This window comes from Oceanobacter antarcticus, from assembly GCF_044962685.1.
GTDB lineage: Bacteria > Pseudomonadota > Gammaproteobacteria > Pseudomonadales > Oceanobacteraceae > Oceanobacter > Oceanobacter antarcticus.
Window position 1 is genome coordinate 146505 of the sequence record NZ_JBBKTX010000008.1, and the last position, 18431, is coordinate 164935.

Annotated in this window: 16 protein-coding genes; 6 read left to right on the forward strand and 10 right to left on the reverse strand. The window is 56.4% G+C overall.

The genetic code is table 11. The features are described 5' to 3' along the window. The first annotated feature begins 10 nt into the window (after positions 1-10). From argE to WG929_RS08415, 3 genes are all read left to right on the forward strand, one after another. On the forward strand, positions 11-1183 hold the full coding sequence (gene argE, locus WG929_RS08405; protein ID WP_416205697.1) for an acetylornithine deacetylase: 1173 nt from the start codon (positions 11-13) through the stop codon (positions 1181-1183). 140 nt (positions 1184-1323) lie between these two features. Then, positions 1324-2628 carry an amino-acid N-acetyltransferase gene (gene argA / locus WG929_RS08410; protein ID WP_416205698.1) on the forward strand — a complete coding sequence of 435 codons (1305 nt, stop codon included), beginning with the start codon at positions 1324-1326 and terminating at the stop codon, positions 2626-2628. 16 nt (positions 2629-2644) lie between these two features. Continuing rightward, entirely contained in the window at positions 2645-3481 is an 837-nt protein-coding gene (locus WG929_RS08415; RefSeq protein WP_416205699.1) for a spermidine synthase, read from the forward strand. Between the two features lie 15 nt (positions 3482-3496). Here the strand turns inward: WG929_RS08415 and chrA are convergent, their stop codons facing one another. The 7 genes from chrA to WG929_RS08450 all read right to left on the reverse strand — a co-directional run bounded on the left by chrA (position 3497) and on the right by WG929_RS08450 (position 11017). After that, positions 3497-4720 carry a chromate efflux transporter gene (gene chrA, locus WG929_RS08420; RefSeq protein WP_416205700.1) on the reverse strand — a complete coding sequence of 408 codons (1224 nt, stop codon included), beginning with the start codon at positions 4718-4720 and terminating at the stop codon, positions 3497-3499. Positions 4721-4883: 163 nt separating this feature from the next. Next, positions 4884-5954 carry a patatin-like phospholipase family protein gene (locus WG929_RS08425; protein WP_416205701.1) on the reverse strand — a complete coding sequence of 357 codons (1071 nt, stop codon included), beginning with the start codon at positions 5952-5954 and terminating at the stop codon, positions 4884-4886. A 57-nt stretch (positions 5955-6011) separates the two neighbouring features. After that, the gene (gene folA / locus WG929_RS08430; RefSeq protein ID WP_416205702.1) at positions 6012-6518 is read right to left on the reverse strand and encodes a type 3 dihydrofolate reductase; all 507 of its coding nucleotides are present in this window, start codon (positions 6516-6518) and stop codon (positions 6012-6014) included. A 135-nt stretch (positions 6519-6653) separates the two neighbouring features. Further along, positions 6654-8369 (reverse strand): putative bifunctional diguanylate cyclase/phosphodiesterase, encoded by a 1716-nt coding sequence (locus tag WG929_RS08435; protein WP_416205703.1) that lies wholly within the window; start codon positions 8367-8369, stop codon positions 6654-6656. 141 nt (positions 8370-8510) lie between these two features. Beyond that, positions 8511-9305 (reverse strand): thymidylate synthase, encoded by a 795-nt coding sequence (gene thyA / locus WG929_RS08440; protein ID WP_416205704.1) that lies wholly within the window; start codon positions 9303-9305, stop codon positions 8511-8513. A 26-nt stretch (positions 9306-9331) separates the two neighbouring features. Then, positions 9332-10138 (reverse strand): prolipoprotein diacylglyceryl transferase, encoded by an 807-nt coding sequence (gene lgt, locus WG929_RS08445; protein ID WP_416205705.1) that lies wholly within the window; start codon positions 10136-10138, stop codon positions 9332-9334. A gap of 84 nt (positions 10139-10222) precedes the next feature. Then, positions 10223-11017: a sulfite exporter TauE/SafE family protein gene (locus WG929_RS08450; protein ID WP_416205706.1), complete on the reverse strand. Its 795-nt coding sequence runs from the start codon at positions 11015-11017 to the stop codon at positions 10223-10225. Between the two features lie 144 nt (positions 11018-11161). Here WG929_RS08450 and WG929_RS08455 point away from each other — a divergent pair, with 144 nt between their 5' ends. Then, positions 11162-11908, forward strand: a complete 747-nt coding sequence (locus tag WG929_RS08455) for an NRDE family protein (protein ID WP_416205707.1) — start codon at positions 11162-11164, stop codon at positions 11906-11908. Positions 11909-11988: 80 nt separating this feature from the next. On the opposite strand, the gene ptsP is transcribed toward WG929_RS08455, so the two are convergent. Both ptsP and rppH read right to left on the reverse strand, forming a co-directional pair. Next, positions 11989-14274: a phosphoenolpyruvate--protein phosphotransferase gene (gene ptsP, locus WG929_RS08460; protein ID WP_369856133.1), complete on the reverse strand. Its 2286-nt coding sequence runs from the start codon at positions 14272-14274 to the stop codon at positions 11989-11991. Between the two features lie 6 nt (positions 14275-14280). Further along, positions 14281-14775: an RNA pyrophosphohydrolase gene (rppH, locus tag WG929_RS08465; RefSeq protein WP_416205708.1), complete on the reverse strand. Its 495-nt coding sequence runs from the start codon at positions 14773-14775 to the stop codon at positions 14281-14283. Positions 14776-15170: 395 nt separating this feature from the next. Between rppH and WG929_RS08470 the strand changes: the two genes are divergently transcribed. Then, a complete protein-coding gene (locus WG929_RS08470; protein ID WP_416205709.1) occupies positions 15171-15830 on the forward strand; it encodes a histidinol-phosphatase in 660 nt (219 codons plus the stop codon). Positions 15831-15867: 37 nt separating this feature from the next. Then, positions 15868-17115: an imelysin family protein gene (locus WG929_RS08475; RefSeq protein ID WP_416205710.1), complete on the forward strand. Its 1248-nt coding sequence runs from the start codon at positions 15868-15870 to the stop codon at positions 17113-17115. A 108-nt stretch (positions 17116-17223) separates the two neighbouring features. Here the strand turns inward: WG929_RS08475 and WG929_RS08480 are convergent, their stop codons facing one another. Beyond that, positions 17224-18429 carry a class I SAM-dependent rRNA methyltransferase gene (locus WG929_RS08480; RefSeq protein ID WP_416205711.1) on the reverse strand — a complete coding sequence of 402 codons (1206 nt, stop codon included), beginning with the start codon at positions 18427-18429 and terminating at the stop codon, positions 17224-17226. Positions 18430-18431 lie beyond the last annotated feature (2 nt).

Sequence of the window (18431 nt, forward strand, 5' to 3'; positions counted from 1 at the left end):
TCATTGCTTCATGTCCAATTCTGTCAAGAAAGTACCCACATTTGTCGAAAGCCTGGCCACACTGGTTGGTCACAACAGTATCAGCTCGGTGCTGCCCCAATACGACCAGAGTAATCTGGCGGTGATTCAGAGCCTGGCCGACTGGTTTGAAACACTGGGATTTGCCACTGAAATTCTACCGGTGGCAGATAATCCGGGCAAAGCCAATCTGTTGGCGACACGAGGAACGGGGGATGGTGGCCTGGTGCTGAGTGGACATACCGACACCGTGCCCTGCAACCCGGAGCGCTGGATCTCAGACCCCTTCACCCTTACCGAGCGGGACGGTCGTCTGTATGGCCTGGGCACCTGCGATATGAAGGGCTTTTTCTCTCTGGTACTGGAAGCCGTACAGGCGTTTCATAGCAGCGACTTCAAACAACCCTTGATGATTCTGGCCACTGCCGACGAGGAAAGCTCGATGTGCGGCGCCCGCGACCTCTCCCGCCAGGGCCGACTGAAGGGCCGTTATGCGGTGGTCGGTGAACCCACCAGCCTACGCCCTATCCGCATGCACAAGGGGATTATCATGGAAAGCGTACGGTTGACCGGACGTGCTGGACACTCGTCCAACCCGGCACTGGGCATCAACAGTATTGACGCCATGCACGATGTCATCGGCGAGTTGAAAAACCTGCGCCAGGAACTGGCTGCACAGTACAGCAATGCCCATTTTACGGTATCGGTTCCCACCCTCAACTTTGGCTGTATCCACGGTGGCGACAACCCCAACCGGATTTGCGGCAGTTGCGAACTGGCCTTCGATCTGCGCGCCTTGCCCGGTATGAGTAATGACGATTTGCGCCACGAAATTCGCCAGCGGCTGAGTCCGATAGCTGCCCGGAATAACGTTATTTTTGAACTGGAAACCCACTTCCCGGGTATCGAACCGTTTGAAACCCTTGCCAGCAGCCCGCTGGTGCAAGCGGCAGAGCGGTTGACCGGCCATCGCAGTGAAGCCGTCGCTTTTGCCACCGAAGCGCCCTTTCTACAGGCCCTCGGATTTGAAACCATCGTCATGGGGCCAGGCAGCATTGATCAGGCTCATCAGGTTGATGAATTTCTGGCGCTCAGCCAGATAGCGCCGGGGGTCGAGCTGATTCGCTCGCTGATACAGCAATTTTGTCTCGAAGAGAAGCGCTAGAGTCGCCAGACATCACACTCACAGTAGCTCGCACCGCTGCCGCTGGACTGCCATTTCAGCGGCAGAAGTAGTCCGCAGCCAGTGAGCGTGGTTAAATCAGTTTATAAACCCTATTTGCCTGAGACACAGCATTGACGCCAGTGACCCCTGACACCACCGCTTACGTGCAATGGTTTCGCCAGTCTTCCCCCTACATCAACGCACACCGGGGCAAAACCTTTGTGCTGATGTGCGAAGGTGATGCCATCGCCGATGCCAACTTCACCAACGTCGTGCAGGATATCGCCCTGCTTACCAGTCTTGGCGTACGCCTGGTACTGGTACACGGTGCCCGACCACAAATCGACATGGCCCTTGAGCGCCTGGGGGCACAGAGCACCTTCCACAAGGACTTCCGTATCACCGACCGTCAGGCCCTGACTGCCGTCAAGGCTGCCGTTGGCTACGTCAAGGCCGATATTGAATCGCGCTTGTCGGTCGGGCTGCCCAACTCCCCCATGCACGGTGCCCGCATGCGGGTTGTCAGCGGCAACTTTGTCACCGCCCGACCCATGGGAGTGATTGACGGCATCGACTTCCAGCACACTGGCGAAGTTCGCCGGATAGACCACAGCGCCATTACGGATCTGCTGGCAGCCGGTAACATTGTGCTGCTGTCCTGCCTGGGTTACTCACCGTCAGGGGAAGTCTTCAACCTCGCCGTTGAAGATGTCGCCCGCCACACCGCTACCAGCCTGCGCGCCGACAAGCTGATTCTGATGGGCCAGGATGACGGCCTGCTGAACCGTAACGGGAGCACCCTGCAACAGCTGACCTGTCGCAGTCTGGAAGAACGTTTGCCACAATTCAGCGGCGAAGCCCGCAACCATGCCGAAGCGGCACTGAGAGCTGTCAGCCAGGGCGTGCCCCGCGCCCATCTGATCAGCTTTCACCACGACGGCGCGCTGTTGCAGGAGCTGTTTACCCGTGAGGGCAAAGGCACCATGATCAGCCAGGATCCTTACGACCAGCTGCGACCCGCCAGAATTGATGACGTTGGTGGCATTCTCTCCCTGCTGAAACCGCTGGAAGATGCCGGTATCCTGGTACGCCGTTCACGGGAGTTGCTGGAAACCGAGTTGAGCCGTTTTTACGTTATCGAACGTGACGGCATGATCACCGCCTGTGCCGCCTTGTATCCTTATTCTGATGATCGTGCCGAGCTTGGCTGTGTCGCCGTGCATCCCGACTATCGTGGCGGCCATCGCGGCCAGCTATTGCTGGAACAGATCGAACAGGAAGCCCGCAGACGTCAGTATCAACAACTGTTTGTACTAACGACCCGAACCGCACACTGGTTTATTGAGCAAGGCTTTGTGCCTGGTCAAGTATCTGATCTACCCGAAGAGCGCCAGAAACTCTATAACTTCCAGCGTAACTCCAAGGTATTCCTGAAAACACTCTGAGCACAGGCATCACAGAATGAGTGAGTGGTTTATTGCTGCCAATGAAATACACCGGCGCTACGACGATTACGGCGTCATACAGGTGTTTGATGACGGCAACAAACGCTACCTCAGTTTCGGCACCGCCGATGAACAAAGTTGCTTGCTCAAACATCAGCCAATACAGCTGCAGCATGAATACAGCCGCGCCATGCTGGCTTCACTGCTGCTGTTTGCCGAGCCCCCGCAGCAGATCAGCCTGCTGGGGCTGGGTGGTGGGCTACTGACCAGTGCCATCCACCGTCTGCTCCCCGACGCCCAAATCAACGTAGTGGAACTGCGCGCTGCGGTATTACAGGTGGCACGACAGTATTTTGCCCTGCCTCGCAATGACCACCTCAACGTCAATATTGCCGATGCAGGCGTTTGGCTGGCGCAAGCGCCTGCCAACGCCGTCGACTGGTTACTTAGCGATCTGTTTCTGGCCGACGGACTGGATCAGCAACAACTGCAGGAAAACTTTCTGGATCACTGCCACCAGCATCTGGCTCCTGGTGGCTGGCTGGTACTGAACCTGTGGCGTGAACACCGCGATCAGGCCATCTGGCTGTGGAAGTTAAAGCAACGCTTCCCCATAACACGGCATGCCACAACAAAAGATGGCAACTGGATTCTGTGGGCACAAAAACCGCCGCTAGCCGCCTCAACAATCCCCGCTGCCAAACAGGCACAAGCCCAGGCCAAACGCTGGTCGGCGGAACTGGGCTTCAACGTGTGGCGCGCCGGGCGGCCCTTCTTTCGCGACAGATCCTACAACAAGGAACGGCAATGCAGCCACCTGCTGTTGGGCAATCTGATGTCCGACAAGGATTAGCAATTGAGCGGGTGCTTATGGGCCAAGCAACACACCACCACCCGCCCCCACCAGCACCACCAACCAGGAGGGTGCCTTCCAGGCCGTCAACAAGACAAAACACAGTAGCGCCAGCACCAGCTCAGCGGATGATTGAATGGCGCTGGTAAAGACGGGTTGATACAGTGCCGCTCCCAGAATACCCACCACAGCAGCATTCGCACCCGCCATCACCGCCCGCAAGCCCGCCCATTGACCAGCCCATTGCCAGAATGGCAACACCGCGATCAATAACAGCAATCCTGGCAAAAACACGGCGACTAACGCCAACCCGGCCAGTCCCCAGATCATTGTCCCGGATGCGCCCAGCCCCTCCGCCCATTCAGCACCGAGAAAACCAGCAAAAGTAAACAACGGCCCCGGCACTGCCTGAGTGGCACCATATCCGGCCAAAAAGGCATCCGCTCCGATGTGACCGGCCTGAACGGTTTCGGCTTCCAGTAGCGGTAACACTACATGCCCACCGCCAAATACCAATGCACCAGCGCGATAAAAACTGTCCAGTATCTGCCAGCCGGGTTGCGCGGTCAGCGTTGCCATCCAGGGCAACCCGGCCAACAGCACGACAAACACCCCCAGAGCCACTACCGCAGCCCCTCGGGAAACCCCGAACAAGGGTGCCACCGCTGCTGGAATAGCCAGATGACGACACCAGACCGCACCGGCCAAGGCACCCGCCATTATCGCCAGTAATTGTCCGCTCAAGCCTCCCAGTAACAGCACCAGCGCCGCCGCCAGCAGCGCCATCGACGCCCGCGCCCGATCAGGGCACAAATTACGCGCCATCCCCAGTACCGCATGGGCAATAATCGCCACCGCCACCACCTTGAGACCGTGTAACAGTGCCGCCAGACTACCCGCTGCGGTACTGGCCAGTGTTGCCAGTAACACCAGCGCCAGCGCCGATGGCAGCGTAAACGCCAACCAGGCAGCCAACGCTCCCGGCCAGCCGGCGCGCATCAATCCCAAACCGAACCCCACCTGGGAACTGGCCGGGCCAGGCAAAAACTGACACAAAGCCACCAGGTCAGCATATGCGGCGTCGCTCAACCAGCGGCGTTTATCCACCAACTCAGTACGAAAATAACCCAGATGGGCAACCGGGCCGCCAAAGGCGGTTAGCCCCAGCAGCAGAAAAACCCGGAATACTTCGCTCACTCGTGCCATACGATTCCTGTCGCGGTCGTGTTGAGGGGACATCTATTTAATCCTGCACGACTCTGCGCGAGTATTACCGGCTTTTGACGTGACCCGTCAGGCCTGCAAACCGGCTTCGTGATTCGACACCATCCGAAAGCCCAGAGCGGCACCGGATTAAATAGATGCCCCCTTGATTCAAGAGTCAATTGTGCTCGTTCTGTCTTTACCAGGGCAAGGGTTCGGCTATTTCGGCCCAGCGCTGCTGGCTGTGAATCCGATCCAGGGTATCCGCCAACGCTTCGCAAGCAGCCAGTGCCTGCTCCCAGCGCAAGCAGCGCTGAGGGTAATCAAAGTCGTAAAAATCATCCAGATCCGGGATCCGCCCTCCCGGCAAGGTAGCCGCAAACTCCCATGACGGTGCCACAATGATGGTGCGGCGGTAATGTTCACGAGACGCCGTTCGCCAGTGCAAGCGCTTGTCAAACCAGCCACCCTTGGGTGCCTGGGCAAAATAATGGGGATAAAGCACAAAACCGGTTTTCGGTAACACCGGCAGGTCAAACTGATAATCGGTAATACCACCATCCCGGTAAGTACCTGCTGGCGCACCGACAATATTGCGTACCCCGGCAACCACCAGCGGAATCGCACCGGTCGCCAAGATCGCCGGACGCAGGTTAGCCGCAGTCAATGTCACATGACGGGCGGGTAAATGAGGGAAATAGTCGATCGGCGGTTTCTCAGGATGATGAAACAACACCCTGTCAATCCAGGGTCGCATGCCCTTGCGCGACAACAGATTCGCCCCGATAGCCCCGAGCCAGCCGGCTGTTTGCAGCCATCGGGTATCACTGGCGGTCAAACCCCGACAGCGGGTGACCAGAGTATGATAGCGCATAAAGGGATGTTCCAGAATTTCGGCTATGCCTTGCTCACCCAACGCCAGGTCAAGCATACGGCGACATTCAGCAGCCACTTCCAGAGGCGTGGGTTTGGCCGAGTAGCGCTGGCTAACATAGGCTTCCAGAAATCGCCGATGCGCTGCCAGCGGATCCTGCTGGGCAAAACAGCTGAGCCGCCAGGCACCGGCCGAAGTCCCGAGCAAATGCAGCGGCTCGGTGCGGTGCTTGAACCATTCACTGAGCAGGTAGCGATCCATCGCTGCCAGTGCCAGCCATTTCGGGCCACCGGATGCTCCAAGCACCACCTGGATATCGTCCGCTTGCAAACCATGGTCACGAATATGCTGTAGCGCCTCGACGCCAGCAAACACCTTTAATGGTAAATTGGACACAGCCCGAACCCTGCTCAGTACAATGGGCCGCTATGATGAGAGGATTAAGGGCTGGACTCAAGATCTGCGTTCGTACACCACAAAACGGTAGGGATACGGATTAGCGTCACTCGGTGAATGCACCTCACTGCTCAGCTCCTGCCACTCGGCGCGATCGAACTCGGGGAAAAAGGCATCACCCTCAATATCGGCATCCACTTCCGTCAGATACAAGCGCTCAACCAGCGGCAATACCTGCCGGTAAATCTCAGCCCCCCCCATAATCATGGCTTCCTCGGCACCGGTTTGTAGTGCCAGTCGGGCCGCCAGTTCGATGGCACACTCCAGACTGCTGACCACGGCCACGCCGTCGGCCTGATAGCCTGGCTGGCGGCTGATCACAATATTGGCGCGACCGGGCAACGCCCGACCAATACTTTCATGGGTTTTGCGCCCCATGACGACAGGCTTGCCCATGGTGCTGTCACGGAAATACTTCAGATCACCAGGCAGGTGCCAAGGCAACTGGTTATTGAGACCGATAGTGTGATTGCGCGACAGGGCAACGATCAGGGACAACTTCATAGCAAAAAAACCGCTTCGAACCGGGGAAGTGCCATGGCCGCTAGCAGCCAGACGATGAAGCACCCGATGATAGCGCCCACCCGGCAGCAGAGCCAGCACCAAACAGGACAGCACATTGCCGGGTTCATGGCGGGTTCAGTCGCAGCCGGCAATCAACAGCGGCAGTTCATCGGCGACGACCGGACGGGCAAAAAAATAGCCCTGGTACTGATCGCAACCCAAATCCGCCAGTACGTTGAGGATATCCTGTTCTTCAACCCCCTCCGCCACCACTTTCAGCCCGAGGTTGTGCGCCAGGCCGATAATCGAGTTGGCGATCGCGGCATCATTGCGGTCCGTGACAATATCCTTGACGAAACTGCGGTCGATCTTGAGATAATCAATCGGCAGGTCTTTCAGATAGGCCAGTGACGAATAACCCGTACCGAAGTCATCAATAGCAATACTGACGCCCAGATGTCGTAACTGACGGAGCAAAACCGCGCCTTGTTCGAGGTTGTACATCAAGGTACTTTCGGTAATTTCCAGGGCCAGACTGGTCGGTGGCAGCCCGGTATCCTGAATCGCCGCCTGAATACGTTCTCCCAGGTCGCGCTGACGAAACTGGCGCGGGGAAAGGTTGACTGAAATTTTACTGTTCAAACCGACCACGCCGTCATCCAGCCAGCGCTTGTACTGCTGGCAGGCACGTCGCAGTACCCATTCACCAAACGGTTCAATCAGTCCGGTATCTTCCAGCACCGGAATAAATACCGTCGGAGATACCCATCCCAATACCGGATGCTTCCAACGTAACAGCACTTCGGCACCAACAAAATGCTGGCCAACCACCGAGACTTGCGGCTGGTAAACCAGACGCAGCTCATCCCGTTCCAGAGCATGGTGCAAGGCACTTTCCAGCCCCAATCGAATCTTGTCCATAGGAGCGGTTTGTGGCGTAAAAACCTGACAGCCATTACGGCCATCCCGCTTGGCCTGGTGTAATGCCAACTCGGTACGGCGCACCATCTGGCCGGAATCGTAGTTCGCCTCACAAGACAAATCCGCCCCAATACTGCCCGTTACAAAAATTTCATGGCCATCGATGCGGAAAGGCGCTTTCAGCGCATGAATGAGTTTTTGCGCAATAGCAGTAACCACCTCGACACCCCGCACGGCATCCAGAATCACGGCAAAACTGTTACCGCCCAGCCGGGCGACCGTATCCGAACGGCGCAGTTTTTCCTGTAGCCGTTGTGAACTCGCGATCAGTAACCGGTCGCCCAGCTGATGGCCGTAGACATCGTTCACCACCCGAAAACGGTCGAGGTCGATAAACAACAACCCCACATTGGTGCCGTTGCGATGCGCCTGAATCAGGCTTTGCTCCAGTCTATCCTGAAACAACCCCCGGCCAGCCAAGCCGGTTAACGGATCAAAATGGCTGAGACGACGCAGCGATTGTTCGTATTCCATCCGGACGACTGCGCCTTCGCATAACTGATCCGTCTGCGCCTGTTCCAGCTGCTGTGCAGCAAAAACCTCCTGTACACCACAAGGAATCAACCGTGCTACCGCCTCGCTGTCGATCGCATCCAGGGTAATCACCAGTGCCGCTGCTGGTAATTGCAGGCGCACGTGCCGGACGGTATCCAGCAAGGTATCGTCAGCCTGACGGCCGACAAGACAAATAACATCACCAGCACCAAGCCAGCGCTCGATGAGTTGCTCCAGCGAGGACAGCCATTCCTGTGGCACACGGGTGACCAACCGGGGAGACTCTGTCCCCGCATCCAGTGCACACACCAGCAATCTGGTACAGCGATAAGATGGCGCGCTTGAATCCATAACGCTCAACTTCAGATCAATCATGAATTCTGAGTATAGACACGGATCAGCAAGGTGCCGGTTTCTGATACTTTTATCGGAATGGACAGCCCCTGATCAGGGGCATGGATATCACGGGAACAAGCAGGGGTTGATGCCGATCATCCCCCAGAGCAGCGGCTCTGCTCAGATTGCAACCGGTGCCTTAATATGCGGATGATGCTGATAACCATCAATAACAAAGTCGTCAAAACGATAGTCAAACAGTGACTCAGGTTTGCGCTGAATCACCAGCTTCGGCAGCGGCAGCGGAGTGCGAGACAACTGTTCATCCGTCTGTTGCAGGTGATTGGCGTACAGGTGCACGTCACCACCAGTCCAGACAAAATCACCAACCTGTAAATCACATTGCTGCGCCACCATATGCACCAGCAAGGCATAGCTGGCGATATTAAAGGGCACACCGAGAAAAATATCAGCACTGCGCTGATACAACTGGCAAGACAACTTGCCATCGGCGACGTAAAACTGGAAAAACGCATGACAGGGAGGCAAGGCCATATTGCTGATTTCACCAACGTTCCAGGCACTGACGATCAGACGGCGAGAATCAGGGTTATTCCTGATCTGCTCAATCAGCTGGCTGATCTGATCTATATGCTCACCCTTCGCGGTCGGCCACGAGCGCCATTGAGAGCCGTACACTGGCCCTAGGTTGCCATCCTCATCGGCCCACTCATCCCAGATCGACACCCCGTTTTCTTTCAGGTAACGGATGTTGGTCTCGCCACTGAGGAACCACAACAGCTCATGAATAATCGAGCGCAGATGCAGTTTCTTGGTGGTCACCAGCGGAAACCCCTCACTGAGATCAAACCGCATCTGATAACCAAAACAGCTGTAGGTGCCCGTGCCGGTGCGATCTTGCTTGAACACACCGTGCTCACGTACATGGTGCATCAGTTGCAGATACTGCTTCATACATTACCCTTTTTATCAAAAAATGCTCAACTGACGGGTGCAAAACGGTTACGCCGATAAGCCACCAGCAGCAAAATCAATCCGGCCAGAATCATCGGCAGACTCAACAACTGCCCACGGCTCATCCAGCCAAACAGATCAAACCCGATATGGGCATCCGGCTCGCGGAAAAATTCGGCGACACTGCGCAGAATACCGTATCCGAACAGAAAAACGGCGCCCACTGCCATTCTGGGACGCGGACGATTGGAGTACCACAGCACTACCACAAACAGCAGCAAACCTTCCAGACCGGCCTGATACAACTGCGACGGGTGCCGCGGCAAGTCGTCCGCACGAGGGAAAACCATCGCCCAGGGTACCAACGCAGGGTCTGCCACACGGCCCCAGAGTTCACCCCCAATAAAGTTACCAATACGGCCGAACATCAAGCCAATCGGCACCAGTGGTGCAACAAAATCGCCTACGTCAAAATAATTCTTTTTGTACTTGAAACTGAACCAGCCCAGAGCCGCCAGTACGCCCAGCAGGCCACCATGAAACGACATCCCCCCTTCCCAAACCCGGAACAGCCATAACGGGTCTTCCAGAAATTGTGGAAAGTTATAGAACAAAACATAGCCAAAACGGCCACCCAGAATCACTCCCATGGCCCCAAAAAAGACCAGATCCGACACCTGCTGATCGTTCCAGCCGGAGTGAGGCCGACGCGCCCGCCAGGTTGCCAGCCAGTAGGCGGCACCAAAGGCCAGCAGATACATCAGGCCATACCAGTGAATTTTTAACGGCCCGATGGCCAATGCAACAGGATCAATCTCGGGATAGGTCAACATGGTGACGTCCTTGCAAAAAAGTTACCCCGGCCAGAAGCGAGGACAATGGATACTGCGACAAGAGTCTAGCGAGCCAGTTCGACATCAAAATGACAGGCTCAAAAACTTGATCGACACACAAATCAACAACACCGCAAACGCTTTTTTCAGCTTGCCCTGATCCAGCCGGTGAGCCAGATGAGCACCCAGTCGGGCAAACGGCACGCTGGTCAGCACCATACCGGCGACAGCGGGCCAATAGACAAACCCAGAACTCCAGGCAGGCAACTCCGGGTTGCCCCAGCCCGACCAGATATTAGCCAGCGCCCCCGTCAGCGCGATAGGGAAACCACAGGCCGCTGACGTCGCCACCGCCCGCCGCATATCCATCTTGCGCCAGCTCAGATAGGGCACTGCAAACGTCCCACCGCCAATCCCGAACCAAGAGGAACCAAAGCCAATAACTGCGCCGGCCACCGCCAGCTCCTTGCGCCCAGGAGGTGAATCACCGGGTCGCGGCTGCAAGCCAAAAAACATCTGCACCCCCAGCAATCCTGCAAAGACACCGATAATTTTCAACAGCAGCGGCCCCGGTACCTCAGCAATCAACACCACACCCAGGCTGGTGCCAACAACGATACCCAGTGTCATCAACGACACCATATGCCAGTCGATGGCGCCTTTCTGGAGATGGGCACGGATTGAGCTGACGGAAGTAAAGACAATCGTCGCCAGCGAGGTAGCGACCGCCATATGGGTCATCACATCAACGCCGACGCCTTCGGCTGCCAGCGCAAACAGCACCGCCGGAACAATGATCATGCCACCGCCAATGCCAAACAGCCCGGCCAGTGTCCCGGCAAAGGCACCGACGGCGAGATACATCAACAGCGTGACCACAGACCACCTCCCGGGCAGAAAATTCAAGGCGCGCATTATGACCCAGCGCAACGTCAATGGCGAACAACGACGCCAACCGGGCAACGGTCGCCAAGCGCTAACGATAGCGGTAACCTTGAAGACCCTGTCTATTAAGGACACCCCATGTGCCTGATCGTATTTGACTGGCAACCCGGTGCCGAACAATGGCTGGCCCTGGCCGCCAATCGTGACGAGTTTCATGCCCGCCCGACCGCCCCCCTGCATCGCTGGCCAGGCCAGCCAACACTGCTCGCCGGGCAGGATTTACAACAAGGTGGCACCTGGCTTGGCATCACCCTGGATCTGCGCTTCGCCGCCGTCACCAATATTCGCCTGCCCGATCCACCCGCTAATGCTCGCTCCCGTGGTGAGCTGGTAACCCGCTACCTCAGCAGCACCCAAACACCAGCCGCCTTTGCCCGTTCGCTGCTGTCAGAAGCATCGCAATATGGCCGTTTCAACCTGCTGTGTGGTACCCCCGAACAACTGTGGTACATCACCAATACGCCGCAACCCACGGCTCATGCCGTCACTCCGGGACAACATGTACTCAGCAATGCCCGGCTCGACAGCGACTGGCCCAAAGCCCAACTGGCACGGACGCAGTTACAAACATGGCAGGGGGATCAGCATCAATTAACCCGGCTACTGAACCGGCGTACGCCATGGCCAGACCACTGCCTGCCCGATACCGGCGTAACGGCTGAACTGGAACGACTATTATCGGCCCAGTTTATTACCTCGGCCCGCTACGGTACCCGTAGCAGCAGCAGCCTGATTGGCCGCAGGCAGCGATTGGCAATCGAAGAGCAACTCTGGCTTGAGAATGGAGAAAGCGGCCAGTCGCGCCGTTTCCTGGTGCCTGACTAACGGACGAACAGCCATCTGGCAAAACAACTCAAACACCCGCTAGAGAGCGATTGAATGGCAGGATCAACAGGACACCGGCATCAGCATCGGCCTGATGCCGGGCCGATGATACGACCGAAACCTTCCTTTTCCAGCGCCAGCTGCACCATCGCCGCAATCACATGGGCGCTCTCGATCTGCATCACCTGATCAAGCAGGCGTTGCGCCCACTCCAGATTGATGCCCCGGATTACCGATTTCACCTTCGGTAAATTGGTCGCGTTCATCGATAACATGTCATAACCCATCGCCATCAACAGCACACTGCCAAGCGGATTACCCGCCAGCTCCCCGCAGACACTGACCGGCTTACCCACTTCATGGGCAGCTTCTGCAATGATTTTGAGGGCCGACAGCACCGCTGGATGAAACGCCTGATAGAGATCGGCAACCCGCGGGTTATTACGATCCACCGCCAGCAGATACTGGGTCAGATCATTACTGCCGACCGACAAGAAGTCGACTCGCAAGCCCAGATCACGAATCTGGAATACCGCCGAGGGCACTTCGATCATCACCCCCACTTGCGGCATATCGACATCGCAACCTTCTTCGATGACTTCGGCGTGGGCACGATAGATCAAGTGCAATGCCTCATCGACTTCATGCACACTGCTGATCATCGGCAACATGATGCGCAGATTATTCAGACCCTCACTGGCTTTCAGCATCGCCCGCACCTGTACCAGAAAAATTTCCGGATGATCCAGTGTCACCCGGATACCCCGCCAGCCCAGAAAGGGGTTAGCTTCGTTGATCGGGAAATAGGTCAGCGACTTATCGCCGCCGATATCCAGTGTCCTCATAGTCACCGGTGCCGGTGCAAACATTTCCAGTTGTTGACGATAGATTTTCTGCTGTTCACTTTCACTGGGAAAACGATCCTGCATCATGAAAGGGACTTCGGTACGGTATAAACCCACACCTTCGGCACCGCGATCCAGGCTGCGCAAGGCATCGGTCAGCAAACCGGTGTTGACCCACAGCGGAATACGATGACCATCCAGAGTAATCGCCGGTTCGTCCCGCAGTACTTCCAGATCTTCCTGCAGCGCCAGCTCTTCTTCGTAAATTTCCTGATACTGCTCGCGGATCTCTTCATTGGGGTTGGAAATCAACACCCCCCGATAACCATCCACAATCAGATCCTTGCCATGTAATTGGGCATAGGGTAAATCCACCACCCCCATCACGGTTGGAATACCCATCGCCCGAGCCAAAATCGCCACGTGCGAATTGGAGGAACCCTTCACCGACACCAGCCCGCGCAGCTTGCTGGTAGGCACCTCTCCCAACATCGCCGGGGTCAACTCTTCACTGACCAGAATGCAGTCATCCGGAAATTCATCTTCTTCCGGCTCATCTTCGGAAACGCCCTGAAGATGAGCCAAAATCCGGGTGCCCAGATCAAGAATATCCGTCGCCCGCTCGCGCAGGTAGACATCTTCCATTAACTGGAAGTGGCCAACATACTGCATCACCACCTGTCGCAAGGCACCGGGAGCCCAATGACCTTCACGAATACGACCGGTGACTTCCGCACCCAGGGCGTTGTCGTCAAGCATATTGATATACACATCAAACAGCGCCATCTCTTCCGGGCGCAAATCGTTGCTAAGCTGGGCACCGAGCTGGCGGATTTCACCACGCGCGGCAATCAATGCCCGATCAAAATTTTCCAGTTCAAGCTCAATACTCTCGGCCATCTTGTCGACCACACTGATCAGATCGGCGGCCGGCGTAATCACATAACCCGTTCCCAACCCGACACCAGCAGCCCCTGGCGCACCATTGAAGCGGGTGCTCTTGCGCTCGGTGTTGGCAGGCGTCAATTCAAGAATATTACCCGTGGCTTCGGCATGGGCAATCACCCCTGCCAGCTGCGCCGACATGGTGCCCAAAAAGGCCTCTTCCCCTTCATCAAACTGGCGGCTGTCACGCTGCTGTACCACCAGCACACCCATCAGGCGCTTGTTGTGAATAATCGGCACACCAAGAAACGACAGGAACGGATCTTCTCCTGTCTCGGACAAAAAATGAAACTTGGGATGTGAAGGGGCATTATCAATATTAATAGGCTCGGCGCGTGCGCCGACCAATCCGACCAACCCCTGGGATGAAGAGAGACTGACCCGGCCAACGGCTTCCTGCTTCAGGCCTTCAGTGGCCATCAGCACATAGCGCTTGCTGTCCGCATCAAACAGGTAAACAGAGCATACCTCGGTTTCCATGGCCTCACGGATACGCACCACCACCACTCTTAAGGCATCATTAAGATCGCTGGCACTGCTGACCTCCTGGACGATTCGGCGAAGTATGTCGAGCATAGGACCTCAACTGGTGCTTTTACGTTGCAAGCGAGCGATTTTCGGCGCCAGCTCAGTCATTGCGCGACGATAGACATCGCGCTTGAAAGCGACTACCTCCCCCAGCGGAAACCAGTAACTAACCCAGTCCCAACCATCAAATTCCGGTTTGGGTGATGCGGCCACGTCGATTCGTGTTTCTTCCGTGGTCAACTTTAACAGATACCACTTTTGCTTTTGTCCGACACACACCGGCTGGCGGCCCTGACGGATCATGCGTTTTGGCAAGCGATAACGCAGCCAGCCACGGGTACAACCCAGAATCTGGACATCCTCGGCCGTCAGTCCCACTTCTTCGGTCAACTCCCGATAAAGCGCATGTTCCGGGGATTCACCCTGTTTGATACCGCCTTGTGGAAATTGCCAGGCATCCTGCCCTATGCGTCTGGCCCAGAGCACCTGGCCCAGGTCATTACACAGAATGATACCGACATTCGGGCGGTAACCCTGATCATCAATCACAATGCCATCCGAGAATTATTACAGAGTTGCAAAACTTGCCCATTTCAACGCAAAGGTCAAGCGGCATGCACCGACTCGCTGGTATTGATTGTCATTCTTTATCCTCACCTGAACCATGAGAAGTTGGCAAGCGGCAGAACAAGACGGGGGGATCAGAGCCGCCAACCCAATGACCGATTGTTTGAAGCGAATGATCCACAAGCGCTTTCAAACCGCAGGTCAATGCCCAAATGACCAAGAAAGCACGATGATGCGTTGTATCCTGGCATTCCTGGGTCATTTTTCATGCCGTCATCGCCACGCCGCTAGACTTTCAATAACCTGTAAAAATGTGACCTGTGCCGTCCATTCATAATAGAATGCGGCTCTTTCTGCAATTCATCCGGGAGGATCGCTTGGCTCTGGCAATTTTCGACCTCGACCACACCCTGTTATCCGACGACAGCGACCACGCATGGGGCCAATATCTGGCTGATCGCGGCCTGGTTGACCCAGCGGAGCACAAATATCGCAACGACCAGTTCTATGCGCAGTACCAGGCCGGCACCCTGAATATTCACGACTACCTGCGCTTCGCCTTGCAGCCGTTGCTGGATCACCCTCTTGAGCAGATGCTGGCCGAGCGCCAGCGTTTTCTCGAAGAGCGTATTGAACCACTGATCAGCCAGAAAAGCCGTGATTTGATCCAGAACCATCGGAATCAGGAAGACCAGTTACTGATTATTACCGCAACCAACGGCTTTATCACCTACCCAATTGCCGAGCGACTGGGCATCGACAATATCATTGCGCCGCACCCGGAAGTCATCAACGGCCAGTACACCGGCGCTATCGTGGGCATTCCCAGCTTTCAGAATGGCAAGGTGACGCGACTCAACGCCTGGCTGAATGAACGCCAACAAACCATGGAAGGCGCATGGTTCTACAGCGACTCCCACAACGACCTGCCATTATTGCGGCTGGTTGACCGGCCTGTCGCTGTTGACCCGGACGCCATCCTGGCAGCAGAAGCCAACCAGCACGGTTGGCCGGTGATTTCATTACGTGATAATTGACAGCACGACGCTCCCCTGTACGACCAAGAGACACCGAATGAAACACGTCGTTATCTGGCTGTATAGCCTACTGCTGCTCTGTATTGCCGGTTGTGATCAAGCACCGGCACCAGCCCAACCATTACCGGCTGCGGTCGATTTCACCGGCGATCCGGCGACGCATCCTGAAAAGATCAACGACCACCTGATCCACTCGGCCCTTGACAGCCATATCCAGGCTTGTGCCAGCGCAGAGGCCCTGCAAAATGCCATTACCACCCTGCTCGACCATCCCAACCCGTTCACACTGGCAGCCAGCCGCGATGCCTGGCGCGACAGCTATAGCGCTTTTTTGCGTGCTCGCCTGTATGGCTTCCTGCCGGTCACCGACCCCGTTGAATGGCAACGTCAGGGACTCAGCTATCACCAGACGCTGAGCCTGATTGACAGCTGGCCGATTGAAGGTGGCTACATCGACTATCTGCCAGGCTATCCCTTTACCGGTATCGTTAACGATCTGACTCTGCCACTGAGCAGCGACACACTACAACAGCAGCATGGTTTCGCCGATCCGGCATCGGTCAGCCTGGGGTTTCATGTTATTGAATTTTTGCTTTGGGGCAGTGACGGACAGCGCAGTGCCAGCGACTACCTGCAGACTGAAACCATAACAGCAGTAGCGGGCAGTAGCAGCAACAAGAATACCGCTACTCATGCCGACAACACCGCTGATAACCACCTCAACAAAGACACCCCGCCTGGCGTCATCAACCAGGATCGCCGTCGCCAATATCTGCAACGGGTCACCGCACAACTGCTTGACCACCTGCGCCGCTTGCAACGTCGCTGGGAGCGAGAGACTGGCTATTACGCTCGACTGGTTGCCAGCAGCACACCGGCAGCCGCATTACAGGCTGGCATGAGCGCCAGTGCGCGATTGATCAGAACCGAATTGCTGGAAAAACGCCTGCCGGGAAACAGCAGTGAATTCAGCGCCACCAGCCAGCAGGACAGCCTCGCCTTACTGCAAGGCATGCAACTCTGGCTACTGGGCAGTGAATCCCACCCCGGTGCGCTGGTGCCGTTATTAAGTACCACGCAACCGGATTTGCTGAGGCAATGGCAAACCACGCTGGCACAGGCGTTGAACCAAGCGCCAGCACCAGAGAGCAATACCACGGCGGAGCAGCAACACACGCCATCGGCCACCGCAGCCATCACACTGACGGCCAGCGTCCAGCAGCTGGATACCTTGCTGCAACAAACCGCCAGCGTGTTACGCCTGACATTGCCCGATACGCACTAAACCCTTCCGAAACGCCCCATAAAATGGTGCAACGACAGGGATACGCGCAACGGCAACGGACGGCAACGGCCACGGACGGAGCCGGGCCCTACGTGGTGGTTGTCGAAGTTAACGCGTTGGTAACACGCGGGCAAACACGGCTTTGAGGTAACGGGTTTCCGGGATCGCCGGAATCACTGGGTGGTCAGCCCCCTGGCTGCCGACATGCTGAATCAACACGTCTCGATCCAGTTCCCGCCCCAAGGTGCGGATGATCCCTGGCAAACGGGTTTCTCCCAGATGCATGGAACAGGAGCCAGCGACCAGCAAGCCATCCCGATTCAGCAACCGCATGGCCAGTTGATTCAAGCGGTGATACGCCTGTTCACCGGCTTTAATGTCTTTACGACGGGGAATCAGTGCCGGAGGATCAACCACCACCACATCAAAACGCTCGCCGCTGTCCTTGAGCTGACGCAGGGCTTCGAAAGCGTCACCCTCCCAGCAGGTCATACGATCAGCAACGCCGTTTAATTCTGCATTCTGGGCGACCCAGTCAAGCGCCTTGGCAGACGAATCCACGCAATGCACTTCAGCAGCACCATGCCGTGCGGCCTGCACTCCCCAGCCACCGATATAGCTGAAGACATCCAGCACCCGTTTGCCAGTAACCAGACGATTCAGCACCGCACGATTCTCGCGATGATCGTAGAACCAGCCGGTTTTCTGACCGTCAATCACAGGGGCCATAAAACGGGTGCCATTTTCGACCAGAGGTGCGCAATTATCTTCCAGCTCGCCGTAGACCACTTCAACGTATTCCGGCAAGCCCTCAACCGCACGCAACTTGCCGTCATTTTTCAACACCACGGCGTCCGGTTTGATGACCTTTATAATCGCGTCGACAATTTCCTGACGCAAGGTTTCCATCAATACACTGGAGATCTGTACCACCACGACGCCGCCAAAGCGGTCAACCACCAGACCCGGCAGGCCGTCGCTGTCGCCATAGACCCAGCGATAACAGCCCTCCGGATACCAGAGCTCACGACTGCTCAATGCCACCTTGAGGCGATGCACAATCAGAGAGCTGTCCAGAAACTGCTTACTGTCGCGACTGATCAGTCGTGCACAAATCAGCTGATCCGGGCTGATCACCGCACTGCCCAGCGCTTTGCCATTGGCCATTTCAATCACCACCTGGCTACCTGCTTGCAGCCCCTGCAGCGGTGTTTTTTTGATGTCCACCTCGTTGCTGTAAACCCATAAATGGCCGGACTTAAGACGGCGCTCGGCCTGTGGATTCAATCGCAGACAGGAAACAGCTTCAGACATGG

Excerpts from the sequence above, each read along its gene's own strand:
- ptsP (WP_369856133.1), bottom strand. The coding sequence starts at position 14,274 with ATGCTCGACATACTTCGCCGAATCGTCCAGGAGGTCAGCAGTGCCAGC.
- chrA (WP_416205700.1), bottom strand. The coding sequence starts at position 4,720 with ATGTCCCCTCAACACGACCGCGACAGGAATCGTATGGCACGAGTGAGC.
- thyA (WP_416205704.1), bottom strand. The coding sequence starts at position 9,305 with ATGAAGCAGTATCTGCAACTGATGCACCATGTACGTGAGCACGGTGTG.
- WG929_RS08435 (WP_416205703.1), bottom strand. The coding sequence starts at position 8,369 with ATGATTGATCTGAAGTTGAGCGTTATGGATTCAAGCGCGCCATCTTAT.
- lgt (WP_416205705.1), bottom strand. The coding sequence starts at position 10,138 with ATGTTGACCTATCCCGAGATTGATCCTGTTGCATTGGCCATCGGGCCG.
- WG929_RS08455 (WP_416205707.1), top strand. The coding sequence starts at position 11,162 with ATGTGCCTGATCGTATTTGACTGGCAACCCGGTGCCGAACAATGGCTG.
- folA (WP_416205702.1), bottom strand. The coding sequence starts at position 6,518 with ATGAAGTTGTCCCTGATCGTTGCCCTGTCGCGCAATCACACTATCGGT.
- WG929_RS08415 (WP_416205699.1), top strand. The coding sequence starts at position 2,645 with ATGAGTGAGTGGTTTATTGCTGCCAATGAAATACACCGGCGCTACGAC.
- WG929_RS08475 (WP_416205710.1), top strand. The coding sequence starts at position 15,868 with ATGAAACACGTCGTTATCTGGCTGTATAGCCTACTGCTGCTCTGTATT.
- argE (WP_416205697.1), top strand. The coding sequence starts at position 11 with ATGTCCAATTCTGTCAAGAAAGTACCCACATTTGTCGAAAGCCTGGCC.
- WG929_RS08480 (WP_416205711.1), bottom strand. The coding sequence starts at position 18,429 with ATGTCTGAAGCTGTTTCCTGTCTGCGATTGAATCCACAGGCCGAGCGC.